The sequence below is a fragment of the Nocardioides sp. NBC_00850 genome, from assembly GCF_045207335.1.
Lineage (GTDB): Bacteria > Actinomycetota > Actinomycetes > Propionibacteriales > Nocardioidaceae > Nocardioides.
In genome coordinates this window covers 128,706-155,225 of sequence record NZ_CP108845.1, presented here as the reverse complement: position 1 = coordinate 155,225, position 26,520 = coordinate 128,706, and the positions used below count along the sequence as shown (strand labels likewise).

The window sequence follows — 26,520 nt, the reverse complement described above, 5'->3', positions numbered from 1 at the left end:
CAACATATGCGCATGCGAACGCGCCCCCCGATCGCAGGCCGGTACCGCCTGCACCGACTGCTTGGCCGCGGCGGGATGGGCGAGGTCTGGCAGGCGGCCGACATCAGGCTCGAACGCTGGGTCGCCGTGAAGGTCGTGGAGACCTCTGCCGACCCCAAGGTGACCGAGCGCTTCCGGCGTGAGGCGCTCTCGACGACGGCAGCCAGCCACCCCGGCACGGTGCAGGTGCACGACGTCGGGGTCGAGCAGACCGAGTACGGCAGCATCGTCTATCTCGTCATGGAGCTGCTTCCCGGCCCGACGCTGGCCGACCGCCTGGAGAAGCAGGGGCGGTTCACCGTCGAGGAGGCGAGCGAGGCGATGGTCCAGGTGGCGCGTACGCTCACCGCGGTCCACTCCTCCGGGATCATCCACCGCGACATCAAGCCGTCCAACCTCGTCTACGACGGTGACGGCCGGATCCGGGTGCTCGACTTCGGCATCGCCCAGCTGGCCAGCCACCAGGCCGAGCGGCTCACCTCGACTCGCCACGTGATGGGGAGCCTGCCCTACATCTCGCCCGAGCAGGCCGCCGACAACGTGGTCGGCCCGCCGAGCGACATCTACGCGCTCGGCTGCGTGTACTTCGAGCTGCTCACCGGACGCGCCCCGTACGCCGGCTCCGAGCCGGTCTCGATGATCTATCAGCACGTGACCGCGCCGGTCCCGCACGTCAACGACGTGGTCACCGTGCCGTCCCATGTCGACGAGTTCGTGGCGTCGATGATGGACAAGGACCCCTCCCGGCGGCCCACCGCGGGCGAGGTCGTCGCCTTCGCGCGCCGGCCCGAGGTCGTGCCCCCGGTTCCGGTCGGCAGCCGCGAGCTGCCCGCCGGGCTCAAGCCCCTGGCGCTCTCGTCCTCGGCCTCCTCGGTTTCCTCAGCCGCCTCGGTCTCGTCCGTGACGGCGGTCGCCGGCGTGGTCGAGTCGGCGCAGCGTACGCCTCGGTCCCATGCCGCCCCGAAGCCGAGGTTCCTCCGCACCCGGGTGCTCGGCGTGCTGCTGGTCCCGGTGCTGATCGCCCTGGTCCTCGGCGGGCTGACCTTCGCCGATGCGCTCGACGAGCGTGCCGTCTCCAGTCGTGCGGTGACGATCGCCGGAGCGCTCCCGGAGAGCTACGAGCTCGGGATGGACCTCATCTTCGAGCGTGACGCGCTCAGCTCCGACCAGGTCCCGGACGCGGTCCGGCAGGCCTATCGCCAGGTGACCGACGACTCGATCGAGGCGTGGCACGACGACATCACCAAGGTCGACCTCGCCGACACCCCGAGCCTGCGGGAGCGCGTCGAGCGCACCTACACGGTCCTCAAGAGCATCGACGCCTACCGCACCGACCTCGAGGACGGCGACAAGGCGAGCACGGAGGCGGCTGTCGCCGCCTACACCGACACCGCCTACGAGCTGCTCGACTTCGCGACCGAGATGCCCAACATCCGCAACGAGAACATCTACAAGCAGGTCACCAACCTCAAGTACGTCAGGTCGGCGTCCGAGTCGCTGGGGATCGAGCGCACGGTGATGGTGCCCGCGCTGATGACCGGGAAGATCGACGAGGAGTCGATGGAGGCGATGAGCGAGGCGCGTACGTCCTGGCAGCTCACCTCGCGCTCGTTCTACGGCGACGCCCCGAAGGCCACCCAGAAGGCGCTGGACAAGATCTCGGACGGCACCTTCGCCGACGGATCCCGTGGCCTGGTGTCGCAGAACGCGGTCGTCCAGGTCATCAACGACGGCTCCCTCGCGGGCGCGGTCCGGGACCTGGAGTCCCACGCCCCGGGGCGGCCGGCCGCGCAGGTCTGGTCCGAGGACATGACCCGCTTCATCCAGCTCCTCAAGGACACCATCGTGTCGATGACGCTGATCGTCTCCGACGATGTCGGCGAGGAGCACCGCGGCATCCAGACGAAGGTCGTCCTGAGCGGGGTGCTCACCGTCGCCGCGCTCCTCGCCGCGCTCGCGCTGCTGGCCGGGATGTTCCTCGTCCGCCCGCTCCGCGGGCGCCGGCGGTCCGTCGAGAGCTGAGCGGCGAGCCCTCGGTCAGACGAGGGTGCTGAGGCTCGAGACCAGGGCTTCCCAGCGGCTGTCGACGTCGAAGCCCATCTGGCTCAGCAGCGCCCAGCCGAAGCCGACGACGGCGTAGAGGCTGATCGGGGTCATCACGACCCACTCCCGGATGGAGCCGGCGTCGCCGAGGATCGGGAGGGCGAAGTGGCCGCCCCGGGTCCACATGTTGTCGAACGGCAGCCACTTGTTGCGCCGGACCCACCTCGGCGGTTTCGGTGCGATCGGCCAGAACAGCGGGATCCCCATCGTGGTCACGAAGTCGCCGAGCAGGTGCACGACGCAGCCGAGGGCAACCGAGAAGGGCATCCACCACCACTCCTCGGGCGCGAAGATGGCGATCACCGCCGCCAGAGCCACCGCCGGGATCCACGGCCAATGGACGCCCTTGCGGGTGAGCTTCAGCGCGTCCATGGCGAAGGCGACCAGAAGGACGCACATTATGCCCGGGCCGATCAGGACGCTGCCGAAACGTTCGGTCTCGAGCGAGAGCTTCCCCGCGCCCCAGGCGAGTCCGGTGAAGGCGAGCACGCCGAGGATCGAGTGGGTGCCGTTGCGGTGGCCGCCGGAGACCTGTCCGACGATCTTGGTCAAGCCTTCGGAGACCGGTGGCAGCGAGTGGGCGATCGTGCCGTTGTGGTGGTCCGCGTCCGGAAGCAGCGCGGCGCCGGCGCACACCAGAGTGCCGGTCATCACGCCTATGTCCGAGACGCCCGGATACCACCCGAACGCGATCGGTGCCGACGATGTCACTGCGATCCACGCGGCAGCTCCAGAGGCCGCGTGATGCCCGCCCATCATGTGAAGTTGTGTCCCTCTCCAGTGTTCCCCCGCTGAATGACCGCGGACGAACGTACCGGTCCTCGGGCCGCTTCGCGTGCGTCGGGGTGGTGTGTCTGGTGACGAGATTCGAATCACTGTTCGACGGCTGATCCGAGGCGTGAAAGGGGTGCGGTCGGGGCGGCAACCTGAATAGGATGCGCGGTCATGACGACTCCCGGCACCCACGGCAGTGCTCGCCGTGCGCCGTGGACGTTCGAGACCAGTCGGTGCGCCGCGACGGTGACCCCTGAGGCGATCGAGTTCCGGTTCATGGTCACCGCGCCGGACGGCTCGCTCAGCGAGATGCTCCTCTCGGTGGGCCGGCACGACATGCCGACGCTGCTCGAGGAGATCGCCTTCGAGATGCCCGAGGCGCTGGAATGGATGTCGGCCGCGATCATGACGGTCGCGCGCGACCGGCGCCTGGCCGAGGAGGCCTCGTCGGTTCCGCACCAGCGCGGGGCATAACCTCGGGCCGAGCAAGGTTGTCCCCCTGCACCGCAACTCGATCGAGGAGAGACCTGTGACCACCACGTACGACTTCGAAGTGACCGCCGCTGATGGCAGCACCGTCTCGCTCAGCGACTACAAGGGCAAGCTGCTGCTGATCGTCAACGTAGCCAGCAAGTGCGGTCTGACGCCGCAGTACGAGGGCCTCGAGGCGCTCTATCGCGCCACCAGCGACTCCGGCGTCGAGGTCATCGGGTTCCCGTGCAACCAATTCATGGGTCAGGAGCCCGGCACCGACGACGAGATCCAGGAGTTCTGCAAGACGACCTACGACGTGACCTTCCCGGTCCTCTCCAAGGTCGATGTCAACGGGGAGAACTCTGCTCCGCTCTACGAGTTCCTGCGTGCCGAGGCGCCGGGCGACATCCAGTGGAACTTCACCAAGTTCCTCATCGGTCGCGAAGGCGAGGTCGTCAAGCGCTACGAGCCGCAGGTGACGCCCGAAGAGATCCAGGCGGACCTCGCCCAGTATCTCTGAGGCGATGCCGGACGGCGCTCGAGCCCGATGTCTGCGGGGTCGAGCGCCGTTTGGGTTAGATAGTTGGTCAGAAGATAGTTCGGTATCGGATGGTTCGTTAAGATCTAGTTCATGACCGGACCGCGTATCGACCTGCTGTTCCTGCTCAACCAGTCCGCGCACGCCTTCGCGGCCCAGGTCGGCGAGGCCCTGGCCGACCTGGAGCTCTCGGTGCGGGAGTACTGCGTGCTGATGAAGGCCGCCGAGGGGGAGTACACCCAGAACGCCGTGGCCGAGATGGCGATGCTGGACAAGACCACGATGGTCACCACCCTCGACAACCTCGAGCGCCGCGGCCTCGCTGAGCGGCGGGTCTCGACCACCGACCGCCGTGCCCGCATCGTCGCGCTCACGCCGGCCGGCGTGAAAGCGCTCGAGGAGGCCTCGAAGGCCTACAACGCGACCGTCGCCAAGGCGCTCGAGGGTCTGGCGCCGAGCGAGGGTGAGGCGTTCATCGAGGCGCTGCAGCACCTCGTCGAGGGGCCGTGGGCGACGCCGTCGCACACGATGACGCTGCGGCGTCGCGCGCCTGCCTCGTCCCGCTAGGGATGGGTTCACAACTGAATATCCCGAAATAGATTGTTTCATAACAAACAATCTTCTATGGTCGTATCTATGACGACCAAGACAGTCGCGCTCGCGACCCTCGCAGCCACTCAGCTGATGGTGATCCTCGACGGCACGGTCGTGACCGTCGCCCTTCCCGCAATCCGCGACGACCTGGGTTTCGGCGACGCCTCGCTGGCCTGGGTCGTCAACGGCTTCCTGCTCGCCTTCGCACTCGTTCTGCTCCCGGCGGGCCGGGCCGGTGACGCGTTCGGCACCCGCCCGGTCTTCCTCGCCGGGCTGAGCATCTTCACGCTCGCCTCGGCATGGTGCGGCATCGCCTGGGACCCGATCTCCCTGGTCCTCGCGCGATTCGTCCAAGGCCTAGGCGGCGGCATCGCCTCGGCCGTGGTGCTCGGCATGATCGCCGGCCTCTACGCCGAGCCCCGCGAGCGCCTGCGCGCCTTCGCGGTGCTCGCCTTCGTCGGCTCGATCGGTGCGTCGGTGGGGACGGTCCTGGGTGGCGTACTCACCGACGTCGCCTCCTGGCGCTGGGCCTTCCTGATCAACGTGCCGTTCGGGATCATCGCCCTGATCGTCGCGCTCCGCGCGGTGGAGGGTACGCCGCCGACCGGCGCCAAGGGTGGCCTGCTCCCGCGCGGCCTGTTCGCCCAGCGCAGGTTCACGCTCGCGAACCTGATCCTGCTGACCCTGACCTTCGGCGGCTTCACGTTCCAGTTCGTCACGACGCTCTACCTGCAGGACGTCCTCGGCTTCGGAGCACTCTCGACCGGCCTGGCGTTCCTTCCGGTCAGCGTGGTGATCGCCATCGCCAGCCTCGGGTTCAGCGCGATGCTGGCCGAACGGTTCGGGTCCGAGCGCGTCCTGCTCGTCGGTGTGCTCGCCTTCGTCGCCGGCATGGTCTACCTGGTCCGCATCCCCGAAGCCGGAGGCTTCCCCCTCGACGTTCTCCCCGGCGCGGTCGTGATGGGCCTCGGATTCGGCCTCGCGATGCCGCAGGTGACGGCGTTGGCGATGGGCGCGCTGGCGCCGGAGCACGCCGGGATCGGCTCCGGCCTGACCACGACCACCCAGCAGCTCGGTGGATTCCTCGGCACCCTGATCGCGGCCGGCCTGGTCACGACCGTCGGCTACGGCGCCGCCTACGCCTCGGCCGCGATCGCATTGGCAGCCGGAGCCGCCGTCGCGGCGTACCTGCTCGTGGACGCGGCACGCGCCCGGGACCCGAAGGTCTCCGAGCGCGTGCCGGACGAAGCCGCCAGCCTCTGACGTCTCGACGTCAGAAACTGACCCCTCGGCGCTACCTCCGGACCGGGAGGACCAGCGTCGAGGGGTCCGTCTTCGTGTGGTGGACCGTGACCACGCCCGCAATGCCGCGGACCAGCTGCTTCACGTTGGGCAGCAGATGGGGGACGTCGTAGGAGTGGACGGTGACCCGCAGGCGGTGGCCCTTCTCGATCACCGCGCCGGTCGGGAAGACCTCGACGGGCACGCGATAGACCTGACCCGGCGTGACGGGCTGTTCGGCCTCACGGGTGAAGGGATGCCAGGGCTGGACGACCTGACCGTTCAGCGTCCGCGACTTCGACGCGGTGACGGCACGGTGACGCATGGTCTGCCAGCCGCCGGTGATGCGGTCGACGGACCCGTCGGGCGCGACGTCCTCGACCGAGACCGAGATCAGGCCGTCGGTGCCGGTCGTGGAGACGGACAGGTCGGCGTTGAGCGGGCCAGAGAAGGCCAGGTCCGAGGTCGCCGGCGCGGTCTCATAGGAGACCCCGAGCGCGTCGTTGATCCGGTTGTCGGTCTCGCAGCCGGGGATCGCCAGGGCGCCGGCGGTCCACTGCGCGGTGCTGCGCGAGCACAGCCCCTGCACCGGCAGCGGCACGATGGTGTCGCCGCCGACGGGCCTCAGGGCCGACCCGAGGGCGTACGTCTTGGCGTGGACCTCGCTCCCGAGCCACGACTGCATCGTGCGCCACTTCCCGGACCCGATCTCGTGGTAGGTCACCGGCGCGACGTCGCGGTCGAGGGTGGCGTCGGGCAGCCCCTTGAGGTGCGTGTCGAACCACCGCAGGGCCATCTCGCCCATGCTGTTGATCCCGCTGCCCTCCAGGCCGGCGCCCGTGGCGGCCTCGGCGTGCGTCCACGGTCCGATGAGCAGCTTGGTGTCCACGCCGTTCTTCTGCATCCGGTCGAAGAGCATCGGCGTGCCGCGCTGGAAGATGTCGTACTGCCCGGCTGTCACGAACGTCGGTACGTCGATCTCGTCGACCACGCTCAACGGGGACCGCTTCCGATAGAACGGGCCGTCGTAGCCGGCGTCGCTGCCCATCAGCGCGCTGACGAGCATCGGCACCTGGAACCCGAGCGCCCCGCCGACGTGCTGCAGCAGCGTGGTCAGGGTGGCGTCGGGACGGGTCTTGTTGACGGCCGGCGGCACCAGCCCGGCGCCCGTGACCAGCCCGAACCACAGCGGGATGAACCCGGCGTCGATCTGGCCGCCGGAGGCGACCACGTCGCGGTAGACGTCGCCGGCGGGCACGATCGGGAACATCGCCTTCAGCCCGCGCGGGTGCTGAGCGGCGGTGAAGAACTGGTTGATCGCCATGTAGGACGGACCCCACAGGCCGAGCTCGCCGTTGCTCCACGGGCGCTTCTTCGAGGTCGCCCAGTTGGCGACCTCGAGGCCGTCCTTCTGCTCGCGGTCGCCGAACGCATCCCACTGGCCGGCGGACGAGCCGGTGCCGCGTACGTCGGTCTGGACGAAGACGTAGCCGCGCTGCACGAAGTAGTCCCCGCCGCTCCCGCCGGAGACGTTCTTGTTGTAGGGGTTCTGGGTCAGGATCACCGGGAACCGGCCCGGCGCCGCGGTCCCGTCCGTCTTCGCCGGACGGTGGACGTCGGCGCGCAGCACCACCCCGTCGGACATCGTCAGCTGGATGTCCTTCTCGACCACCACGCCGTACGTCGCCGGGCGAGGCTTCCACGCCCCGGCCCTCGCCTGGGTTGCCTGCGCCGCGGCGGTTCCGACAGAAGCCGCCTCAGGGGCGGCGGACGCGGAGTGCGCCGGTGGCAGGAAGGTCGCGACGAGAGCCAGGAACGATACGAGGAATGCCAGTCTGCCGAGTTTCACGACTCACTCCAGGGGTGTGTTGGATTTCACACCTCGAACGACGGAGTGCAAACGCGAGTTACGAAGCCGGTTCCGGGTTTTGAATAGTGAGACTAAGCAGTCACCGCGACGGTCCTGTCGATGACTGGCGCGCCCGTGGCCGCCACGACCTCGTCGTACGTCACCCCGGGAGCGAGCTCGACGAGCTCGAACGCAGCGCCCGCCACGTCGAGAACACCGAGGTCCGTGATGACCCGCTTCACGATCCCGCGACCGGTCAGCGGCAGGTCGCAGGCCGAGAGCAGCTTGGGAGCACCCTTCTTGGTGACGTGCTCCATCAGCACGATCACCCGCCCGGCGCCGGAGACGAGGTCCATCGCGCCGCCCATGCCCTTGACCATCTGTCCGGGCACCATCCAGTTGGCGATGTCACCGTTGGTCGAGACCTGCATCGCGCCCAGGACGGCGACGTCGATGTGGCCGCCGCGGATCATCGCGAACGAGGTCGCGGAGTCGAAGTAGGAGGCACCCGCGAGCACGGTCACGGTCTGCTTGCCGGCGTTGATCAGGTCGGGGTCGACCTCGTCCTCGTAGGGGAACGGGCCGACGCCGAGGATGCCGTTCTCGGCGTGCAGTACGACCGTCGAGGTCTCCGGGATGTAGTCGGGGATCAGCGTCGGCAGGCCGATCCCGAGGTTGACATAGTCGCCGTCCTGCAGCTCCTGCGCGGCGCGCGCGGCCATCTGGTTGCGGTCCCAAGCCATGACTCAGGCCTCCTGGTTCGTGGTCGGGCGCTCGCCGCGCGTCGTACGCTTCTCGATGTCCTTGCGCGCTGCCTGCTCGGGCGTCAGTGCGACGATCCGCTTCACGAAGATCCCCGGAAGGTGGACGTCGTCCGGGGCGATCTCACCGACCTCGACGACCTCCTCGGCCTCGACGACGGTCACCCGCCCGGCCATCGCGGCCGGCACGTTGAAGTTGCGCGTGGAGGCGTTGAACTGGGCGTTGCCGGCCCGGTCGACGCGGGTCGCGCGGACCAGCGCGAAGTCGGTGATGATGCCCTCCTCGAGCACCATCTGCTTGCCGTGGAACTCGCGGACCTCCTTCGGTTCGGAGGCCTCGGCGATCGTTCCGTCGGGGTTGTAGCGGTAGGGCAGGCCGCCGTCGGAGACCATCGTGCCGACGCCGGTCGGGGTGTAGAAGGCGCCGATCCCGCTGCCGCCCGCGCGCATCCGCTCCGCGAGCGTGCCCTGCGGGGTCAGCTCGAGGGTGATCTCGCCGGCCAGGTACTGGCGCCCGAACTCCTTGTTCTCGCCGATGTAGCTAGCGATCACCCGGGAGATGCGGTGGTCGTCGAGCAGCAGCCCGAGCCCGGCGCCGTCGACGCCGCAGTTGTTGGAGACCACCATCAGGTCGTCCGCACCCTGCTCGCGCAGCGCCTCGATCAGGAACCACGGGATTCCCACCAGCCCGAAGCCGCCCACGGCCAGGCTGGCCCCGCTGTGAATGTCGGCAACCGCCTCCGCGGCCGATCCGACCACCTTGTCCAGACCCATGTCTTCTCTGCTCTCTCGAAGGATTTCGTACGCTGCTTTGCTGACTGCTCAGCGGACAGACTCGAACACCGCCGCGAGCCCCTGCCCGCCACCGATGCACATCGTCTCCAGGACGTACCGAGCCTCGCGGCGCTGCGCCTCGCGGGCGGCGGTGGCGAGGATGCGGGCGCCGGTGGCGCCGATCGGGTGGCCGAGCGAGATGCCCGAGCCGTTGGGGTTGAGCCGCTCGTCGGTGGCGTCGATCTTCCACTCGCGCAGGACGGCGAGGACCTGGGCGGCGAAGGCCTCGTTGAGCTCGATCAGGTCGATCTCGTCGAGGGTGAGCCCGGCCCGGGACAGCGCCGCCTTGCTGGAGAGGACGGGGCCGATGCCCATCCGCTCGGGCTCGCAGCCGGTGACGGCCCACGACTTGAGCGCCAGCAGCGGCGTCAGCCCGCGCTTCTCGGCCTCGGCGCGCGTGGTCACGACGCACATCGCCGCGCCGTCGTTCTGGCCGGACGCGTTGCCCGCGGTGACCGTCGACTCCTCGTCGACCTTCAGCCGGATCGGACGCAGCGAGGCGAGCTTCTCCAGGGAGATGTCGGCACGCGGGTGCTCGTCGCGGTCGACGACGACATCGGGCTTGCGGCGGCCGCCGGGGACGGTCACCGGAACGAGCTCGTCGGCGAACTTGCCGGCCTCGTGGGCGGCGACGGCACGCTGGTTGGAGCGCAGCGCGAGCTCGTCCTGCTCCTCGCGCCCGATGCCGTACTCACGGCGCAGGTTCTCGGCGGTCTCGATCATGCCGCCGGGGAGCGGGTGGTCCTTGCCGCCCGCGGTCTCGCGCGCTCGGTCGAGGCGGTCGAGCAGCTCGATGCCGCCCTGCTTCACCCCGCCGCGCAGCCCGAGCGCGTAGTGCTCGACGTTGGACATCGACTCCGCACCGCCGGCCACGACGAGGTTCGCGGCGCCGGTGGCGACCGAGCCCGCGGCGTACAGGATCGCCTGAAGGCCCGAACCGCAGCGACGGTCGATCTGGAGGCCGGGGACGCCGTTGCCGAGCCCGGCGTCGAGGGCCGCGATGCGGCCGATCGCAGGGTTCTCGCCGCTCGCGTAGCCGTTGCCGAGGATGACGTCGTCGACGTCGCCCTCCTGGAGGCCGGTGCGCTCGACCAGCTCACGCAGGACTGTCGTGGCGAGGTCGGTCGCGGTCAGCGGCGCCAGGGCGCCGAGGAACCGGCCGACGGGGGTGCGGAGGGGTTCGCAGATGACGATGTCGTTGGCGGAGCTGCTCATGCCATCGACGGTACGCGCGCAGTCATGACTTGAGAAGTATTCATTTGGCGTCGATTGACACCTCTGAAGTCTTGATCAACTGTCCGACCGGACAGTGCGCGGGTGAGGCTATTGCGATAAGTTCGCGTTAGCAGTTTCCTCTCGGGTTCCACTTCGACCGACCCCCACGCAGATCAATGAGGTGACCATGCACGTCCCCGACGGCTTCCTCGACGCTCCGACGTCGATCGCCACCGGTGCAGTCGCTGTCGTCGCGGTCGGCGTCGCGCTGCGCGGCGCGCGCCGTGAGCTCGACGACAAGACCGCCCCGCTGGCCGGCCTCGTGGCCGCGTTCGTCTTCGCGACCCAGATGCTCAACTTCCCGGTGGGGGCGGGCACGAGCGGTCACCTGATGGGCGGCGCGCTGGCGGCGGTGCTGGTGGGGCCGTGGACCGGGGTGCTGTGCGTCTCGGTCGTGCTGATCGTGCAGTCCCTGCTCTTCGCCGACGGCGGCATCACCGCGCTCGGCACCAACATCCTGCTCATGGCCGTCACCACTGTGCTCGTCGGCTGGTTCGTGAGCCGGGTGCTGATCAAGGTGCTGCCGAAGCGGGTCGGGATGGTCGCCCCGGCGGCGGCGATCGGCGCCTTCCTCTCCGTCCCCGCGGCGGCGGCCGTCTTCACCGCGCTCTACGCGGTCGGTGGCACCGCCGACATCTCGCTGACCACGCTGGCCACCGCGATGCTCGGCTGGCACACGGTGATCGGTCTGGGCGAGGGCGCGATCACGTTCCTCGCGGTAGGCGCGATCCTGTCCGTACGCCCCGACCTCGTCTACGCCGCGCGAGGCGTGATCTCCGAGCGCGACCTGGTGATCAAGCCGAAGGAGTCGGTCGCATGAGCGCCGCTGAGAGGAAGCGCGTGCCGTTCAGGTGGGTCGCCGTCGGCATCGCCGTCGCCGCGCTGCTCCTGGCCGGGGTGGTCTCCTACTACGCCTCCGCGAACCCCGACGGCCTCGAGTATGTCGCCGGCAAGACCGGCTTCCTCGACAGCGCCTCGGAGCACGGCGCGGCCGACGGCCCGCTGGCCGACTACGGCACCAAGGGCGTCGACAACGAGCGGCTCTCCGGCGGCCTCGCCGGCGTGATCGGCACCGTGGTGGTGCTCGTCCTCGCCGGCGGCCTCGCCCTGGTCGTACGCCGCCGCTCCGCCAAGTCTGACGAGGCCTGAGCCGGTGCCCGCCCATCTGAAGGTGCTCGCCCTGATCGGCTTCATGCTCGTGGTGGTGGCGACGCCGCGGGAGTGGTTCGCTGCGTACGCCTTCTTCCTCGCGGTCCTGGTGACGGTCGGCGCGGTGGCGCGGGTGCGCCCGGGGTGGGTGCTGAAGCGGATGGTCGTCGAGACGCCGTTCGTGGTCTTCGCGGTGCTGATGCCGTTCATCGCGCACGGGCCGCGCGTCGAGGTGCTCGGGCTCAGCCTGAGCGAGTCGGGCCTGCTCTCGGCGTGGGGGCTGCTCGCCAAGGGCACGCTCGGCGTGATCGCCGGGCTGCTGTTGGCCGCGACGACGACGCCCCAGGCGCTGGTGCACGGCCTGGAGCGGCTGCGGCTGCCTCAGCAGCTGGTGCAGATCATGGCGTTCATGGTGCGCTACCTCGAGGTGGTGACCGACGAGATGCGCCGGATGGCGGTGGCGCGCGCCTCACGAGGCTTCGAGGCCCGCAACCCGCTCCACTGGCCGGTGCTGGCCCGCTCGGTCGGCGCGCTGTTCATCCGCTCCTTCGAGCGCGGCGAGCGGGTGCACCTGGCTATGGTCTCGCGCGGCTACACAGGGAGAATGCCACGGTGACCACTCCAGTCCTGGATGTACGCGGCCTTGCCTTCGCCTACCCCGACGGCCATCAGGCGCTCTTCGGCGTCGACCTGCACGTCCACCGCGGTGAGCGGGTCGCGCTGCTGGGCCCCAACGGGGCCGGCAAGACCACGCTGGTCCTGCACCTCAACGGCATCCATCTCGCCGGCGCCGGGTCCGTCGCGGTGAGCGGGCTCCCCGTGACCAAGGCCAACATCAAGGAGATCCGCCGCCGCGTCGGCATCGTCTTCCAGGACCCCGACGACCAGCTCTTCATGGGCACCGTCCGCGAGGACGTCGCCTTCGGCCCCGCCAACCTCGGCCTGCGCGGCGAGGCCCTGGACGCGAAGGTGACCGAGGCGCTCGCGAAGGTCGGCATGGAGGAGTACGCCGACCGGCCCCCGCACCACCTCTCCTTCGGCCAGCGTCGCCGGGTCGCGGTGGCCACCGTGCTGGCGATGGACCCCGAGATCCTGGTCCTCGACGAGCCCTCCTCCAACCTCGACCCGGCCTCCCGCCGCGAGCTCGCCGACATCCTCCGCGACCTCGACGTCACCGTCCTGATGGTCACCCACGACCTGCCGTACGCCCTCGAGCTCTGCGAGCGCTCCGTCATCCTCGACGGCGGCATCGTGGCCGCCGAGGGCCGCACCGTCGACGTACTCTCCAACGCCGACCTGATGCGCGCCCACCGCCTCGAGCTCCCCTTCGGCTTCGACCCGGTCGCGGCAGCCGCCACCCTCTAGCCGAGACGTCAGGTACGTCGGCCGAGACGTCACTTAAGTCGGTCGAGTTGGCACAGTGATGCCGCTCGGCCGACCTACCTGACGCCTCGGCCGACGCCTCGGCAGGGATCAGTCGGCGAGGCGGCGGGAGCGGTAGTGGAGCTTGGCGCTGATGTAGCCGCGCCAGCCGACCAGGGTGAGGCCGAGGAAGAGGAGCGAGACGACCAAGAATGCCGGCGCCAGGCCCTCGCCGGAGAGGCCGCGCAGCACCATCCCGATGACGTACGTCCCGAGCCAGACGACCACGCCCGCAGGCCAGGCGCGAGCGGCCGGCCAGCGGCGCCAGATCAGCACGGCCCAGGCCACGACGAGCCCGATCAGGAAGGGCCAGGCGATGCGGAGCACGACGAGCGCTGGGCCGGAGTCGTGCGACTGGCGCCCGGCGAAGGCGAAGAGGAGCACGAAGAAGACGTCGACGGCGAAGGCCGCGACCGCCCACTTGGGCACGAGCCCGGCGATGAGTGGGGAGGAGTCGTCGGGCTTCGTGGAGGACATGGTGCCCAGAATACGAGCCCGGTCTACGGGGTCAGCCAGGCCCCGCCGCGCATCACCCGGGTCGGCTGCAGCGACTCGTCGATGAGCATGAGGTCGGCGCGAGCGCCGGGCTCGAGGCGGCCCGCGTCGAGGCCTACCACCGATGCCGGCCGCAGGCTCGCGGCCTTCATCAGCATGGCCAGGTCGATCCCGGCGGCCGCATGGCGGCGTACCTGATCCATGAGTCGCGACGTGCCTCCGGCGATCGAACCGTTGCCGGTCCCGTCGGCCACGCGGGCGACCCCGGAGCGTACTTCCACTGACAGCGGTCCGAGCTGGTAGTCGCCGTCGGCCATCCCGGCCGCGGCCATCGCGTCGGTGACGAGTACGACCGAGCCGGGCACCATCGACATCACGGCCCGGACCGTCTCGTCGTCGAGGTGTACGCCGTCAGCGATCAGCTCCACACAGGCATCGCCGACACCGGCGGCGCCCAGGGATCCGAGCACGGGGCCGGGGTCGCGATGGTGCGCGGGTGGCATGCCGTTGAAGAGATGGGTGACCAGGCTCCCCGGTCCGGACAGGAAAGCCCGAGCCTGCGAAGCCGACGCCGCGGTGTGCCCCAGCGCCACCACGACCCCGGCCTCGGTGAGCACCGAGGCGACCTCGTCGGCTCCGGGGAGCTCCGCGGCCAGCGTCATCACTCGCAGGTGCCCGCGTCCGGCGGCGACGAACTCACGGGCGAGCCCGGCGTCCGGCGCGATCAGCAGCGCAGGATCGTGCGCCCCGCGGCAGGAGTGCTCCAGGAACGGCCCCTCCATGTGGATGCCGGCGATCAGCCCGGCCTCGGCAGCCGTGGCCAGCGCCGAGACGACCGACAGCAACCGGGAAGGCGAGTCGGTCACGGTCGAGGCCAGCAGCGTGGTCGTGCCGGCAGCATGATGCACGCCGGCCGCGGTGGCGATCTCGTCCGGCGACGTGGTGTGGAACGAGGCACCGCCACCGCCGTGGTTGTGGATGTCCACCAGCCCCGGGAGCAGGATCCCCGAGGACGACGGGTCGCCGGAGACGGCCGCCCGCACCTCGGAGACCAGCCCCGCGGACACGGTCACGACGACGTCGTCGAAGCCGCCCGGCCGAGGCACTCGGCCGCGCACCACATGCTCTAGATCCATCGCTTGAACCAGATCCTCGTCAGCCATTCCTGCCGGGTGAGCAGCTCATTGGTGTAGATCGGCCAGAACCAGGCGAAGTTGCAGATCACCAGCACGACGAAGATGCCACCGGCGACGGCACCCCCGACGCGACGCCGGGTGGCGGGACTTCCGCCGGCCAGCGGCGGTGGCCGGTCGAGCAACTTGCCCAGACACAGGCACAGGCCGAGCACCAGGAACGGCAGCGCGATGATCATGTAGAAGGAGAAGATCGGCCGCCCGGCGTACTGCAGCCAGGGCAGCCACGTCGACAGCACCCCGACCACAGCGACCCCGAACCTCCAGTCCCGCGCAGCGACCCACATGAACGCCGAGACGATCAGCGCGACGAACGCTCCCCACCACAGCACCGGGGTGCCCAGCAGCAGCACCTGCCGCAGGCACGTCCCTGCCTCGGCGGGACCGTCCCCGTCGGGATCGGTCGAGGGGGAGGCGTCGCACATCTCGCCGCGCGACTTCGCGCCGGACAGGATCCCGGTGTCGGCGGCGACACCGACCGGCCGGTTCAGGACGAGCCAGCCGATCGGATGGGACCCGTAGGTGTGCTCGGCGCACTCCAGGAAGTGGGTGTGGAAGGTGAAGACGTCGCGGTGGTAGTACCACAGCGACCGCAGCGACTGACTGACCTCGCCGAGGCCGGACGCGTCCGGCTCCTTGGCGGTCGGCCAGCGCTTGTCGTTGAGGTTCTCCGGGACGTACGACTTGTTCTCGCAGTGGCCCTCGCCGGTGTAGCGCGTGTACTGCGTCGCCGAGAGCGACTCCTCGTAGACGCCCGCGTGGGTCATCCACGGGATCCACGTCATCACGTAGACGGCCAGTGCGACGCCCACCAGGTGCGCGAACGCCGTCGGCCCGTCGGCCACACAGGCACGAAGCCAGGACAGCCGTACGCCGAAGGAGCGCCGCATCCCGGCGGACCAGGCCACATAGAGGAGACCGAAGGCGGCCAGCGGGTAGAGCGCCTCCCACTTGGAGCCGATCGCCAGGCCCCACGCGACGCCTGAGCAGAGCAGCCACGGACGGAACAGCATCTGGCGGACGGGTCCCCACGCGCCGGGCGCGGCGAGCTGGGTGGGCGCGAGCGCGGAGAACCGCCGCCGGCACCAGTCGCGGTCCATCACCATCAGGTGCACCGCGAGCAGCAGGAAGAAGGCGACGAAGAGATCCAGCAGGGCCAGGCGCGAGAGCACGAACGCGAGCCCGTCGAAGGTGATCAGGATGCCGCCGACGAGACCGAGCATCATGGAGCCGGAGACGCGGCGTACGAACCGGATCGTCAGCAGCACCAGCAGCGAGCCGACCACGACCGAGGCGATCCGCCAGCCGAACGGGTCCATCCCGAAGAGCTTGATGCCGAGGGCGATGATCCACTTGCCCACGTCGGGGTGGACGATCATCGACGGCCCGTCGGCGAACTGCCCGTCGAGCTGGCCGGCCAGGATGTTCTCGTCGGCGCCCTCGATGAAGTTGCGCGCGTAGCCGAACTCGAGCAGCGCCCAGGCGTCCTTGGCGTAGTAGGTCTCGTCGAAGGCGAAGACCTTCGGGGTGCCCAGGTGCCACAGGCGCAGCAGGAACGCGAGCACGGTGATCCCGATCGTCGCCGCCCAGCCGGCCCGCGGCGAGCCGTTGATGCGGCGCCGGGCGCGTTCCCAGGCGGTCGGGAGGAGGTGACCCGAGGGGGTGCTGGCCAGGCCCTCCATGGGCTCCGGCTCCTCGGTCACCGTCGTCGTCACGAGGGAACCTTATAAGCCTGCAACAATATCGGTGTGGTAGTTCCAGAGGACGGCGTGCTCGTACTTGCGGCAACCCCGATCGGACGCGTCGAGGATGCCCCTCCGCGACTGGCCTCGGAGCTCGCCACCGCGGATGTCATCGCCGCCGAGGACACCCGCCGGCTGCGTCGGCTGACGACGGATCTCGGCGTCGAGATCAAGGGCCGCATCGTCTCCTACTTCGAGGGCAACGAGGCTGCGCGTACGCCGTCTCTGCTCGCCGACCTCCTCGACGGCAATCGGGTTCTGCTGGTGACCGACGCCGGGATGCCCTCGGTCTCCGACCCCGGCTACCGCCTGGTCGCCGCCGCGGTCGAGAAGGACGTACGCGTCACCGCGGTGCCCGGCCCCTCGGCCGTCCTGACCGCCCTGGCCGTCAGCGGCCTCCCCGTCGACCGGTTCTGCTTCGAGGGCTTCCTGCCCCGCAAGGCCGGCGAGCGCTCGCGCCGTCTCGCCTCGCTGGCCAAGGAGGAGCGCACCATGGTCTTCTTCGAGGCCCCCCACCGCACCCAGGCGGCCTTGGAAGCCATGCGCGACGCCTTCGGCGACACCCGCGCCGCCGCCGTCTGCCGCGAGTTGACGAAGACCCACGAAGAAGTACGCCGCGGGGGACTGGCCGAGCTCGTCGAGTGGGCCGCCGAGGGAGTACGCGGCGAGGTCACCATCGTCGTCACCGGCGCCGACCCGTCCGCCGAGATCGGCAGCGACCCGGACAGCCTCCGTGCCGCCGTGGCCGACCTGGAAGGTGAGGGTCACACGAAGAAGGAAGCCATCGCCGAGGTGGCCAGGCTCGCCGGTGTACCGAAACGCGAGGTCTACGACCTCGTCCACAAGAGCGTGTAGAAGACTGGGAGCATGAGCTTCGCCCCGGCACCCGAGCCACTGCCCGCACCGGTCGTCGACAACCACACCCACCTCGACATCGTCCGAGGCGACGAGAGTCTTCCGGTCGAGGAGGCGCTCGCGCAGGCGGCGGCGGTGGGCGTGACCAGGGTGGTGCAGATCGGCTGCGACCTGCCGGGCGCGCGCTGGGCGGTCGAGGCGGCCCAGACGTACGACAACATGGTCGCCGGTGTGGCGCTCCACCCCAACGACGCTCCTCGCCAGCCCGACCTCGAGGCCGCGCTGGACGAGATCGAGAAGCTCGCCGGGGCGCACGACAAGGTGCGCGTGGTGGGGGAGACCGGGATGGACTTCTTCCGCACCGACGAGGAGGGTCGCGAGACCCAGGCTTACTCGTTCCGGCGCCACATCGACATCGCCAAGCGCCTCGACAAGACCCTGATGATCCACGACCGCGACGCCCACGAGGCGGTGCTCGAGGTGATCGACAGCGTCGGACCGCCCGAGCGCTGGGTGATGCACTGCTTCTCCGGTGATCCCGAGTTCGCTCGCCAGTGCCTCGACCGGGGCGCCTACCTCTCCTTCGCCGGCACGGTGACGTTCAAGAACGCGCAGTACCTCCGCGACGCCCTCGCGATCACTCCCCAGGACCGCATCCTGGTCGAGACCGACGCCCCGTTCCTGACCCCCCACCCGCACCGCGGCGCGATCAACTCGAGCTACATGATCCCGGCGACGATGCGGGTGATGGCCGACGTACGCGGCGACGACCTCGAGGCGCTCTGCAACGCTGTCAACACCAACACCGAGACGGCCTTCGGCGGCACCTGGTGACCAGTCGGCACTGACAGGAGAAGGGCCCGAAGCGATCGCCTCGGGCCCTTCTCCTTGCTGTGATCAGGTCAGGAGACGCTGAGCGTCATCGTGCCCCTGCGCTCGTCCGAGGAGAGCACCTTGATCTTGACGCCGCTGCCGGCGGTCTTGGTGGAGTGCGCCGGGTTGGACGCGTCCCAGTAGGCCGTCTCAGAGCTGTCGTAGAAGGTCGGCACGCTCTTGCGTCGCGGCACGTCGAGGACGTTGTTCGGAGCACCGGCGACCTCGTTCTCGAGGTGGAGCGCATCGGTGCGGTCCACGTCGAAGGTCGAGTCGTAGCCCTGCATCCGGTTGCGCGACAGGGTCCCGTCCGACCACTTCTGGACACCCACGGTGGAGTCGACGACCAGCGCCTGGCCACCGCCGGGGTGCTCCGAGGTGTTGTTGTCGCCGTAGGCGCCGTTCTGGTACCAGACCAGCAGACCGTCCTGGTAGGCGTAGTGGTCGACCTTGTCAGGCGCGGTGACCCCGTAGCCGAAGTTGTACGGACCCTCGGCCAGCGTCTTGTCGTAGCCCTTGTACTGCCGGTTCTCGGCGATGTAGAAGCGCGGGTACGTCGAGGTGTAGGTGCCGTCGGTGATGCCCATGTACTCCTTGTTGGTCCAGCCGTCGAATGACGAGAAGTCCGTCGTGTAGGCCGAGCCGACCGAGAGGTCGTCGATGGCGAAGCCGTAGTAGGCGACGCCGCCGTCGTTCGCGGTGCGGAAGCGGAGCTTCACGTTCTGACCCGCGTACGCCGCCAGGTCAGCGGTCAGGTCCACGTACTCCTGCGGGTCGTGGTCGGCGCAGTTGTCGGTGCAGGTGCTGTCGGAGGTGCCGTGGATGCCGTTGTTGTACTCGGCCGAGGACAGGTTCGTCGCCAGCGGCGTCGACCAGGTGGTGCCGCCGTCGGTGGAGGCCTCCAGGAAGGTGAAGTCGTACTCCGCCTCGAGGTCGTACTTCACCTTGGCCGAGAGCGTGCCGCCCGTGGGGACCGCGATCTCCGGGCTGACCGCGGTGGCGGTGCGGTCGTCGCCCTTGCCGGAGTAGAGGAACGACTTGCCGGACGTGCCGGAGCCGACGTCGTGGGTCGTCTCGCCGTCGGGCAGGTTGACCACGAGAGCCTGCGGGGTCTTCGCCCCGGTGTCGTGGAAGCTCGGACCCAGGGTCAGCTTCTTGGATGTACCGGCCTCGACGGTGTCGTAGTTGAGCCAGCCGAGGAAGAGCTTCTCCGGGGCGCCCATGTGGTTGGGCGTGGTGCCGATGGTGCCGTCACCGTGACCGAGCCAGGAACCCGAGCTCATCAGGGTCCAGAAGCCGGTGCCGTTCTCGCCGCCCGCGGTGTCGTAGAAGTCCGGCAGACCGAGGTCGTGGCCGAACTCGTGCGCGAAGACGCCCAGGCCGCCGTTCTCGGGCTCGGTGGTGTAGTCGCGGATCCAGATGTCGGTGTTACCGATCTTGACGCCGCCGGCCTTCGGGAAGTCGGCCGGGCCGTCGGAGCCGGACGCGTTGGCGGCCCAGCGGTGCGACCAGATGGTCCACGGGTCGGCGCCGGCCTCCTCGCCCGCACCGGAGTGGATCGCCTGGAAGTGGTCGATGTAGCCGTCGGCCTCGTTGAAGTTGCCGTCGCCATCGAGGTCGTAGCGGTCCCAGATGTCGTAGTCCTGGAGGTACGCAGTGATCTCGGCGTCGGTCTTGCCGGCCGCCTTCTGCGCGTCGTACCAGGCGTTGGCGCTGTCCTGGACGTAGTTCTTCATCGCGGCGGCGGTCTCGTCGCCCTTTTCGTTCTGGTAGTAGGACTCCGCGTGCGGAAGCGTCACCCAGTCGCTCACGTCGCCCTGGAGGTCGAAGCGGCCGCTCGACATCTCCTTGTAGACGTTGTGGAACGACTCCTCGCCCTTGTTCTGGTTGAAGAACATGTCCATGTAGTGCTCGCGGGAGAAGTCCTCCTCCCAGTAGGTGGAGTTGTCGTCCTCGGCGGGCGGGGCGATCTCGTTGTGGAGCGGGCCCGAGGTGTTGTCGGGGAAGGCCGGGTTGCCGCCTTCGCCGAACTCGACCAGGAAGCTCAGCAGCTGGGACTTCTCGGTGGGCTCGTGCTCCACCCAGCGGGCGTTCTTGCCCGAGCCCATCTTGACGACCTCGCTGCCGTTCTTCGTGACCGTCTGCTTCTCGCCTGTGGCGACGGCGGTGGCGGCGTTGGTCTTGAGCTCGCGGCGCTTGGTGTTGAGCGCGTCGGGCTTGTCATCGACCTTCTGCTTCACCGCAGCGGCGGCGGGGGTCCCCGAGTCCTCGACGGCGCTAGCCGACGAGTGGGTCAGGGCCACCGGCGTCACGCCGGCGACCGCAACCGCGGCGAGAACGCTGGTAAGGCGTCTGTTCATCGTTCCTCCGGAGTCTGGTGACATCGCGCACATCTGCCTTACCCGAGAACCGACCGGCGCGACGGGCCATCACGACAGAGATGGCTTCGGAGTACAACACCAAGCAACGGAGTTACCTGTAAAGGATTTGTCGCCTATTGGCCACGGGGAACGAAATTTCGTGGCGGGATTACGACATGCGCTCTGATCAACCCGCTTGATCAGCGATTTCGACGTGTTGAATCGCACACCTGTCATTCGCTACGACAGGTATTGACAGCACTCCCTGGACCTCATTTGATGCCGAGATTGCATGCTTGTAATTGCCTGCGGATCGGGCAGGAGACTTGCATTTAACCGACCGTATTTGTTCCGCTGTCCGGCGAGATAGCCGGGATCGGGACAGATCCGGACGGTGTTGGGGGTGGGCCTCAGCGCGTAGATCACCAGATCTCGCAACACCGTTCGCCCGTGCCCGGAGAGCACGAACATCGGAGCATTGTGCCCGTCAGCAGCACCACCTCATGGGTTCGCAACATCGCATCTACTCGTCGCCGTAAGGCCATTCTGGTCGGCGGACTCGCCGCCGCGGTGGTCGCCACGGGCGGCGCCGCATACGGCGTCAAGACCGCCCAGACCGATGTCATCGTCTCGGTCGACGGCAAGGCCAAGGACGTCAGCGTCAATGCTGACACCGTCGGTGAAGTCCTCGAGGCCGAGGGCATCGAGATCGGCGACCGGGACGCGGTTGCTCCATCGATCGACTCCGAGGTCGAGGACGGCAGCGCGATCAGCGTCCGCTACGCCCGTCAGCTGAGCCTCGAGGTCGACGGCAAGGCCCAGGACCACTGGGTCACCGCGACCACCGTCGGCGGCGCTCTCGCCGAGCTCGGCCGTGACTACGACCGGGCGGAGCTCTCGACCAGCCGCGGTGCCTACATCGGCCGCGACGGGATGTCCCTCGACGTCGTCACTCCCAAGAACGTCAAGGTCGAGCTGGCCGGCAAGAAGGCCAAGAAGGTCAGCGTCACCGCGCTGACCGTCGGCGACGCGCTCAAGGACCTCGGGGTCGACCTCGAGCGCCGGGACAAGGTCTCCCCGGCCTCCGACAAGGCTCTGAAGACCGGTCAGAAGATCGTCTTCACCGACTTCTCCGCCAAGAACCAGAAGGTCGCCCGGGAGACCATCGAGACGCCGGTCAAGGAGATCGAGGACTCCTCGATGAACAAGGGTGACACCGAGGTCGTCGAGGAAGGCTCCGACGGAGTCCGTTCGGTGACCTACCGCATCGTCCTCAAGAACGGCGAGGCCGTCTCCAGGAAGGTCCTCGAGCAGAACGTCATCGAGGAGGCCGAGACCCGCGTGGTCAAGGTCGGCACCAAGGAGGAGGCCCCTGCGGCCAACTTCGCCGGCGGCAGCACCGTCTGGGACCAGCTCGCGCAGTGCGAGTCCGGCGGCAACTGGGCCATCAACACCGGCAACGGCTACTACGGCGGGCTGCAGTTCAACCTGCAGACCTGGCAGGCCTACGGTGGCTCCGGCCTCCCGAGCGAGAACAGCCGCGAGACCCAGATCGCCGTCGCCGAGAAGGTTCGCGACGCCAACGGTGGCGGCTACGGCTCGTGGCCGGCCTGCTCGCAGAGCCTCGGTCTGCCGCAGTAAGGCTGTTTCGGCCCTCGGGCCATAGTCTGTACCCATGACCGACCGCACCCCGCCGCGCCTGTTGGGCCCGGCGGAGGTGCGGTCGCTCGCATCCGAGCTCGATCTCCGCCCCACCAAGCAGCGCGGGCAGAACTTCGTGATCGACGCCAACACCGTGCGCCGGATCGTGCGCGAGTCCGGCGTCGGCGCCGACGACGTCGTCGTCGAGGTCGGCCCCGGCCTCGGATCGCTCACCCTCGCCATCCTCGAGACCGGCGCGAAGGTGACCGCGATCGAGATCGACGAGGTCCTGGCGCAGCGGCTGCCGAGAACCATCCAGGAGTACGCCCCCGACCAGGCTGACGCGTTCAGCCTGCTCCGCGCGGACGCTCTCCGGGTCGACTCCGTCCCCGGCCCTGCGCCCACGGCCCTGGTCGCCAACCTGCCCTACAACGTCTCGGTGCCGGTCCTGCTGCATCTGATGGCGCTGCTGCCCTCGCTACGCCACGGGCTGGTGATGGTGCAGGCCGAGGTCGCCGACCGGCTGGCGGCCAAGCCCGGCTCCAAGGTCTACGGCGTCCCGTCGGTCAAGGCCGCCTGGTACGCCGAGGTTCGCCGCGCCGGCGTGATCGGCCGCAACGTCTTCTGGCCGGCGCCCAACGTCGACTCCGGGCTCGTCTACTGGCGTCACCGCGACCCGCCGTCGACGGCGGTCTCGCGCGAAGAGGTCTTCGCGGTCGTCGACGCCGCCTTCGCGCACCGTCGCAAGGCGCTGCGCGGCGTACTCAAGCCTCTGGCCGGCTCTGCCGAGGCGGCCGAGAAGGCGCTCGTCGCGGCCGGGATCGACCCGCTGGCGCGTGGCGAGGCGCTGACCATCGCCGACTTCGTACGCATCACCGAATCGCTCCAAAGGGTTCCCTCATGACGATCACCGTCCGCGCCGCCGCGAAGTTCAACCTCCACCTCGGGGTCGGGCCGGTCCGGGAGGACGGGTTCCACCCGCTGGCGACGGTCTATCAGGCGATCGGGCTCTACGACGACGTCACCGTGAGCGAGGCCGCCGAGTGGCAGGTCACGCTCACCGCGGAGGACCACATCGCGCTCGGCGAGATCCCGACCGGCGACGACAACATCGTCGTGCGGGCAGGCAGGGCTATCGCCGCTCACCACGGCATCGACAAGGCCGCGAAGGTCGCGATCCACAAGGGCATCCCGGTCGCCGGCGGCCTCGCCGGTGGCTCGGCCGACGCGGCTGCGACGCTCGTCGCCCTGGACCGCCTGTGGGCGCTGGAGACCTCCGACGAGGATCTGCTGAGCCTGGCCGGGCAGCTGGGCTCCGACGTACCGTTCGCGCTCATCGGCGCCACCGCCATCGGCGGCGGCCGTGGCGAGATCGTCGAGCCGGTCACCGACAACGGTTCCTGGTGGTGGGTCGCGGTCGGCAACGAGCAGGGACTCTCGACGCCTGCGGTCTACCGCGCCTTCGACGAGCTCGCCGGGACCGAGATCGGCGACCCGCAGGTGCCCGAGAGCCTGCTCATGGCGCTGGAGAAGGGCGACGCGTCGCTCCTCGCCGAGGCGCTCACCAACGACCTGCAGGCCCCGGCGCTGGCACTACGCCCCGACCTCGCCCAGACCTTCGCCGACGGCGCCGAGGCCGGCGCCCTGGCCGTACAGCTCTCCGGCTCTGGCCCGACGGTCCTGATGCTCTGTCGCGACGCCGCCCACGCCCGCGAGGTCGCCGGGGCGATGCAGGCCAAGGCGTACGACCGCGTCTGGACCGCCCCGGGCCCCGTCGCCGGTGCCCACGTCGTCACCTACTGACCCAACCCGCCGAGGCGTCAGCTGCGTCGGCCGAGATGGCAGCGCTGAGCCATCTCGGCCGACGTACGCGACGCCTCGGCTCGGGGTCAGGCGGCGCTGGAGACGACCTCGTCGGAGATCGCCGCGGCGGCGCGGCGCAGGTGGCGGGTGATGCTGGCGGCGTTGAACCCGGCGGCGCTGCCGGAGACGGAGACGGCGGCGATCGCACGGCCCTCGATCATGATCGGGACCGCGGCGCAGACGATACCGAGCTGGGCCTCCTCGCGGTCGAAGGCGATGCGCTCGCTGTTGGCGCGGCGGAGCTCGGCGAGGAACTTCGCCGGGTCGCCGTGCGAGTGGCGGGTGCGCCTGACCAGACCGGATTCGAGCACGGCCGCGATGTGGTTGCGGTCGCTGAACGAGAGGATCGCCTTGCCGAGCGCGGAGCAGGCGGCAGGCGCTCGCCCGCCGACGTACGTGTCCGGCTGGATGCCACCGCGCCCGGTGATCTTCTCCAGGATGACGATGTCGGTGCCCTCGAGGATGGCGAGGTGCACGGTCTTGCCGGTCGCCACGTAGAGCTCGGCCAGATGCGGCATCGCGGTCTCCCGGATGCCCTGCGGGCGGCAGATCTGCACCGCGTTGCCGAGCTCGAAGAGGCGGCGACCGAGGACGTAGTGGCGGCCTGTGCGCTCGACGTATCCGCTCTGCTCGAGGTGACGCAGGAGGCGGAAGGCGGTGGACTTGGGAAGCCCCGCGGTGCGAGCGATCTCGCTGACACCGAGCTTGGGGCCGGCTCCGAGAAATGCCTCCAGGATCTGGAGGGCCTTCGTCGCAGACGGGGTCGCCGAGGAGGTCGTCCTCGGGGCACCTTCATGGTCGTGCTGACTAGCCAGGGTGGGGATAGCAGTGACGCTCATGGGGGGATCTCCTTAATTGAGACGGAGGCACCACGAAGGGGGGATCTGGGGCCTCCAACTCTCTGTGACAGCAGTCACTGTAACGATCGTTCCGGAGGTTGTGGAGCAAATGTTGGATAAATCTCATTCCTGACCTGCGGAAATAGGTGACACGACATACAGTTCGATGCGTTTCCGCCCGTTAGCGTCGTAGAACGCCTGTGGACCTACGGTAGTAGGTCAGTGACTGATCTGTGTATGAAACGGCGTAGCCGTGACCAGTCGCGCCAGCAGGTCCGAGGTCGTGGCCGGTGGCATGTCGGCGCTGTCGAGCGCCTCGGCAAAGAGAAGTCCGTCTGCGATCACCAGCAACAGCGCGGCCATCTCGTCGGCGTGCGCCGGCCCGTCGCCACCGAGAGCTCCGCGGAACCAGCCGGCGAAGTCCTCGCGCGACTGGCGGCGTACGGCAAGGAACCGGTCGCGGCCGGGAAGTGGCTCAGCACGCTTCGGCAGCACCAGCATCAGGCCGATCCGCAGGAACGGGGGCAGCCGGCGCAGGCTGGCCACCAGCGGCCTCAGCATCAGGGGGAGCTCGGTGGCGCAGTCGCAGTCCGGGCTCGGCGGCTGCCACGAGGACTGGGTGCTGATCCAGGCGCGGTAGGAGTCGTCCACCGCGGCCGAGAACAGGTCGTCCTTGTTCGCGAAGTGCCAGTAGACGGAGGAGGCCGGCAGCTCCGCCGCGGCGCAGATCCGGCTGATCGAGGCGCCCTCGTAGCCGCTCTCCGAGGCGACCTCCAGCGCTGCCGCGACCAGCTTCTCGCGGCTGCTGCTCCTGCCCTCGTACGTCACCGGCGGCAGCTCCACGGGCTCGGGGACGGCCGCCGGATCCTGCTTCCGGAGGTGGTCCGCGACCTCGGCCAGCCCGTCGGCGAGCCGCTGCCGGAGCGGGTCGAGCTCGTCGTACTCGTCGGTCTGGGCGTGGATGAAGAGGCCGTCGTGGGCGGCGAGCGTCAGCCGCGCGAGGGTCTCGATGTGCGCGGCCGGAAGGTCGACCGCCTCGGCCCACCACCGCTCGAACTCGGCGAGCGTCTGGGTGCGGATCTGGAGGAAGCGCTCGCGCGGACCGTCGCCGACCGTCGGTCCGGACTCGAGCGCCAGCATCAGGCCCATCCGCCACCAGTCGGCCCTGGCGCCGTGGGTGTCCGACGTCGTACGCCGAAGGTTGGCCAGCAGCCCCTTGCGCAGGTCGTCGCCGGTCGGCGTCGGCTCCCACCGCGGAGCGATGTCGTTCCACCGGGTGTAGCCGTGCTCGAGCGCCTCGGCGAGCAGCTGGTCCTTGCTGGAGAAGTGCCAGTAGAGCGAGGACGGCGGGAGGCCGGTCGCGCGACGGACCAGCGCCATCGTCGTGCCGACATAGCCACGCTCGGCGGCCAGCCGGAGCGCTGCTTCGAGGATCATCTGACGCGAGCCGTGCGTGTGCTCGCGGAGCGTCGTCTTCTCGGCCATTGCACTGAGTCTAAGCAGGTCAGGGGCTCTTCGTCCGCCCGGTGTGCCGCTGGGTGGCCGCCGCGATGCTGGCTGCCTCAC

At 69.3% G+C, this 26,520-nt stretch carries 25 protein-coding genes; 14 read left to right on the top strand and 11 right to left on the bottom strand.

The features are described from left to right. Positions 1-12: 12 nt before the first annotated feature. On the top strand, positions 13-2,061 hold the full coding sequence (locus OH802_RS00735; RefSeq protein ID WP_406024184.1) for a protein kinase domain-containing protein: 2,049 nt from the start codon (positions 13-15) through the stop codon (positions 2,059-2,061). A gap of 15 nt (positions 2,062-2,076) precedes the next feature. On the opposite strand, the gene OH802_RS00730 is transcribed toward OH802_RS00735, so the two are convergent. Further along, the gene (locus OH802_RS00730) at positions 2,077-2,853 is read right to left on the bottom strand and encodes a metal-dependent hydrolase (RefSeq protein ID WP_406024182.1); all 777 of its coding nucleotides are present in this window, start codon (positions 2,851-2,853) and stop codon (positions 2,077-2,079) included. Positions 2,854-3,087: 234 nt separating this feature from the next. On the opposite strand from OH802_RS00730, the gene OH802_RS00725 reads away from it, so the two are divergent. From OH802_RS00725 to OH802_RS00710, 4 genes are all read left to right on the top strand, one after another. Further along, positions 3,088-3,390, top strand: a complete 303-nt coding sequence (locus OH802_RS00725; RefSeq protein WP_355021735.1) for a hypothetical protein — start codon at positions 3,088-3,090, stop codon at positions 3,388-3,390. A 55-nt stretch (positions 3,391-3,445) separates the two neighbouring features. Next, positions 3,446-3,910 (top strand): glutathione peroxidase, encoded by a 465-nt coding sequence (locus OH802_RS00720; RefSeq protein ID WP_357357456.1) that lies wholly within the window; start codon positions 3,446-3,448, stop codon positions 3,908-3,910. A gap of 111 nt (positions 3,911-4,021) precedes the next feature. Further along, positions 4,022-4,495, top strand: a complete 474-nt coding sequence (locus OH802_RS00715; protein ID WP_160025466.1) for a MarR family transcriptional regulator — start codon at positions 4,022-4,024, stop codon at positions 4,493-4,495. 69 nt (positions 4,496-4,564) lie between these two features. Beyond that, positions 4,565-5,785 carry an MFS transporter gene (locus tag OH802_RS00710; RefSeq protein ID WP_406024179.1) on the top strand — a complete coding sequence of 407 codons (1,221 nt, stop codon included), beginning with the start codon at positions 4,565-4,567 and terminating at the stop codon, positions 5,783-5,785. Between the two features lie 31 nt (positions 5,786-5,816). On the opposite strand, the gene OH802_RS00705 is transcribed toward OH802_RS00710, so the two are convergent. The 4 genes from OH802_RS00705 to OH802_RS00690 form a co-directional block, all read right to left on the bottom strand. Next, a complete protein-coding gene (locus OH802_RS00705; protein ID WP_406024177.1) occupies positions 5,817-7,652 on the bottom strand; it encodes a CocE/NonD family hydrolase in 1,836 nt (611 codons plus the stop codon). Positions 7,653-7,744: 92 nt separating this feature from the next. Continuing rightward, positions 7,745-8,395 (bottom strand): CoA transferase subunit B, encoded by a 651-nt coding sequence (locus OH802_RS00700; RefSeq protein WP_406024175.1) that lies wholly within the window; start codon positions 8,393-8,395, stop codon positions 7,745-7,747. Positions 8,396-8,398: 3 nt separating this feature from the next. After that, positions 8,399-9,187 carry a CoA transferase subunit A gene (locus OH802_RS00695; protein ID WP_406024173.1) on the bottom strand — a complete coding sequence of 263 codons (789 nt, stop codon included), beginning with the start codon at positions 9,185-9,187 and terminating at the stop codon, positions 8,399-8,401. Positions 9,188-9,235: 48 nt separating this feature from the next. Continuing rightward, positions 9,236-10,462: an acetyl-CoA C-acetyltransferase gene (locus OH802_RS00690; RefSeq protein ID WP_406024171.1), complete on the bottom strand. Its 1,227-nt coding sequence runs from the start codon at positions 10,460-10,462 to the stop codon at positions 9,236-9,238. 187 nt (positions 10,463-10,649) lie between these two features. Here OH802_RS00690 and OH802_RS00685 point away from each other — a divergent pair, with 187 nt between their 5' ends. From OH802_RS00685 to OH802_RS00670, 4 genes are read left to right on the top strand one after another with little or no spacing between them, the layout of a single operon-like run. Next, positions 10,650-11,342: an energy-coupling factor ABC transporter permease gene (locus OH802_RS00685; protein WP_406024169.1), complete on the top strand. Its 693-nt coding sequence runs from the start codon at positions 10,650-10,652 to the stop codon at positions 11,340-11,342. Then, positions 11,339-11,671, top strand: a complete 333-nt coding sequence (locus OH802_RS00680; RefSeq protein ID WP_406024167.1) for a PDGLE domain-containing protein — start codon at positions 11,339-11,341, stop codon at positions 11,669-11,671. Before OH802_RS00685 ends, OH802_RS00680 begins: the two co-directional genes overlap by 4 nt. Before the next feature lie 4 nt (positions 11,672-11,675). Beyond that, positions 11,676-12,287, top strand: coding sequence for a cobalt ECF transporter T component CbiQ (cbiQ, locus tag OH802_RS00675; RefSeq protein ID WP_406024165.1), 612 nt, complete (start codon positions 11,676-11,678; stop codon positions 12,285-12,287). Then, entirely contained in the window at positions 12,284-13,036 is a 753-nt protein-coding gene (locus OH802_RS00670; protein ID WP_141802663.1) for an ABC transporter ATP-binding protein, read from the top strand. The genes cbiQ and OH802_RS00670 overlap by 4 nt, the downstream gene beginning before the upstream one ends. Positions 13,037-13,144: 108 nt before the next feature. On the opposite strand, the gene OH802_RS00665 is transcribed toward OH802_RS00670, so the two are convergent. The 3 genes from OH802_RS00665 to OH802_RS00655 are packed head-to-tail and all read right to left on the bottom strand — an operon-like array spanning position 13,145 to position 16,496. Next, positions 13,145-13,570 (bottom strand): DUF3054 domain-containing protein, encoded by a 426-nt coding sequence (locus tag OH802_RS00665; protein WP_406024162.1) that lies wholly within the window; start codon positions 13,568-13,570, stop codon positions 13,145-13,147. A 23-nt stretch (positions 13,571-13,593) separates the two neighbouring features. After that, positions 13,594-14,724, bottom strand: a complete 1,131-nt coding sequence (locus OH802_RS00660; RefSeq protein ID WP_406024160.1) for an N-acetylglucosamine-6-phosphate deacetylase — start codon at positions 14,722-14,724, stop codon at positions 13,594-13,596. After that, on the bottom strand, positions 14,715-16,496 hold the full coding sequence (locus OH802_RS00655; RefSeq protein ID WP_406024158.1) for a dolichyl-phosphate-mannose--protein mannosyltransferase: 1,782 nt from the start codon (positions 16,494-16,496) through the stop codon (positions 14,715-14,717). The genes OH802_RS00660 and OH802_RS00655 overlap by 10 nt, the downstream gene beginning before the upstream one ends. A gap of 33 nt (positions 16,497-16,529) precedes the next feature. Between OH802_RS00655 and rsmI the strand changes: the two genes are divergently transcribed. Together rsmI and OH802_RS00645 are read left to right on the top strand one after the other, a co-directional pair. Beyond that, positions 16,530-17,378 (top strand): 16S rRNA (cytidine(1402)-2'-O)-methyltransferase, encoded by an 849-nt coding sequence (gene rsmI, locus OH802_RS00650; protein WP_406024156.1) that lies wholly within the window; start codon positions 16,530-16,532, stop codon positions 17,376-17,378. A gap of 12 nt (positions 17,379-17,390) precedes the next feature. Further along, positions 17,391-18,212 carry a TatD family hydrolase gene (locus OH802_RS00645; protein WP_406024154.1) on the top strand — a complete coding sequence of 274 codons (822 nt, stop codon included), beginning with the start codon at positions 17,391-17,393 and terminating at the stop codon, positions 18,210-18,212. A 68-nt stretch (positions 18,213-18,280) separates the two neighbouring features. Here OH802_RS00645 and OH802_RS00640 read toward each other — a convergent pair whose 3' ends face one another. After that, entirely contained in the window at positions 18,281-20,611 is a 2,331-nt protein-coding gene (locus OH802_RS00640; RefSeq protein WP_406024152.1) for an immune inhibitor A domain-containing protein, read from the bottom strand. Positions 20,612-21,091: 480 nt separating this feature from the next. Here OH802_RS00640 and OH802_RS00635 point away from each other — a divergent pair, with 480 nt between their 5' ends. From OH802_RS00635 to OH802_RS00625, 3 genes are read left to right on the top strand one after another with little or no spacing between them, the layout of a single operon-like run. After that, positions 21,092-22,252, top strand: a complete 1,161-nt coding sequence (locus OH802_RS00635) for a ubiquitin-like domain-containing protein (RefSeq protein WP_406024150.1) — start codon at positions 21,092-21,094, stop codon at positions 22,250-22,252. A 34-nt stretch (positions 22,253-22,286) separates the two neighbouring features. Next, positions 22,287-23,156 carry a 16S rRNA (adenine(1518)-N(6)/adenine(1519)-N(6))-dimethyltransferase RsmA gene (rsmA, locus tag OH802_RS00630; protein WP_406024148.1) on the top strand — a complete coding sequence of 290 codons (870 nt, stop codon included), beginning with the start codon at positions 22,287-22,289 and terminating at the stop codon, positions 23,154-23,156. Then, positions 23,153-24,055 (top strand): 4-(cytidine 5'-diphospho)-2-C-methyl-D-erythritol kinase, encoded by a 903-nt coding sequence (locus OH802_RS00625; RefSeq protein WP_406024146.1) that lies wholly within the window; start codon positions 23,153-23,155, stop codon positions 24,053-24,055. The genes rsmA and OH802_RS00625 overlap by 4 nt, the downstream gene beginning before the upstream one ends. 86 nt (positions 24,056-24,141) lie before the next feature. Here OH802_RS00625 and OH802_RS00620 read toward each other — a convergent pair whose 3' ends face one another. Next, on the bottom strand, positions 24,142-24,954 hold the full coding sequence (locus OH802_RS00620; protein WP_160158759.1) for an IclR family transcriptional regulator: 813 nt from the start codon (positions 24,952-24,954) through the stop codon (positions 24,142-24,144). Positions 24,955-25,173: 219 nt separating this feature from the next. Beyond that, the gene (locus tag OH802_RS00615) at positions 25,174-26,439 is read right to left on the bottom strand and encodes a TetR/AcrR family transcriptional regulator (RefSeq protein WP_406024144.1); all 1,266 of its coding nucleotides are present in this window, start codon (positions 26,437-26,439) and stop codon (positions 25,174-25,176) included. Positions 26,440-26,520 lie beyond the last annotated feature (81 nt).

Excerpts from the sequence above, each read along its gene's own strand:
- rsmA (WP_406024148.1), top strand. The coding sequence starts at position 22,287 with ATGACCGACCGCACCCCGCCGCGCCTGTTGGGCCCGGCGGAGGTGCGG.
- OH802_RS00725 (WP_355021735.1), top strand. The coding sequence starts at position 3,088 with ATGACGACTCCCGGCACCCACGGCAGTGCTCGCCGTGCGCCGTGGACG.
- OH802_RS00680 (WP_406024167.1), top strand. The coding sequence starts at position 11,339 with ATGAGCGCCGCTGAGAGGAAGCGCGTGCCGTTCAGGTGGGTCGCCGTC.
- OH802_RS00685 (WP_406024169.1), top strand. The coding sequence starts at position 10,650 with ATGCACGTCCCCGACGGCTTCCTCGACGCTCCGACGTCGATCGCCACC.
- OH802_RS00735 (WP_406024184.1), top strand. The coding sequence starts at position 13 with ATGCGAACGCGCCCCCCGATCGCAGGCCGGTACCGCCTGCACCGACTG.
- OH802_RS00715 (WP_160025466.1), top strand. The coding sequence starts at position 4,022 with ATGACCGGACCGCGTATCGACCTGCTGTTCCTGCTCAACCAGTCCGCG.
- OH802_RS00665 (WP_406024162.1), bottom strand. The coding sequence starts at position 13,570 with ATGTCCTCCACGAAGCCCGACGACTCCTCCCCACTCATCGCCGGGCTC.
- OH802_RS00640 (WP_406024152.1), bottom strand. The coding sequence starts at position 20,611 with ATGAACAGACGCCTTACCAGCGTTCTCGCCGCGGTTGCGGTCGCCGGC.
- OH802_RS00645 (WP_406024154.1), top strand. The coding sequence starts at position 17,391 with ATGAGCTTCGCCCCGGCACCCGAGCCACTGCCCGCACCGGTCGTCGAC.
- OH802_RS00615 (WP_406024144.1), bottom strand. The coding sequence starts at position 26,439 with ATGGCCGAGAAGACGACGCTCCGCGAGCACACGCACGGCTCGCGTCAG.
- OH802_RS00660 (WP_406024160.1), bottom strand. The coding sequence starts at position 14,724 with ATGGATCTAGAGCATGTGGTGCGCGGCCGAGTGCCTCGGCCGGGCGGC.
- OH802_RS00700 (WP_406024175.1), bottom strand. The coding sequence starts at position 8,395 with ATGGCTTGGGACCGCAACCAGATGGCCGCGCGCGCCGCGCAGGAGCTG.
- OH802_RS00710 (WP_406024179.1), top strand. The coding sequence starts at position 4,565 with ATGACGACCAAGACAGTCGCGCTCGCGACCCTCGCAGCCACTCAGCTG.
- OH802_RS00690 (WP_406024171.1), bottom strand. The coding sequence starts at position 10,462 with ATGAGCAGCTCCGCCAACGACATCGTCATCTGCGAACCCCTCCGCACC.
- OH802_RS00695 (WP_406024173.1), bottom strand. The coding sequence starts at position 9,187 with ATGGGTCTGGACAAGGTGGTCGGATCGGCCGCGGAGGCGGTTGCCGAC.
- OH802_RS00625 (WP_406024146.1), top strand. The coding sequence starts at position 23,153 with ATGACGATCACCGTCCGCGCCGCCGCGAAGTTCAACCTCCACCTCGGG.
- OH802_RS00620 (WP_160158759.1), bottom strand. The coding sequence starts at position 24,954 with ATGAGCGTCACTGCTATCCCCACCCTGGCTAGTCAGCACGACCATGAA.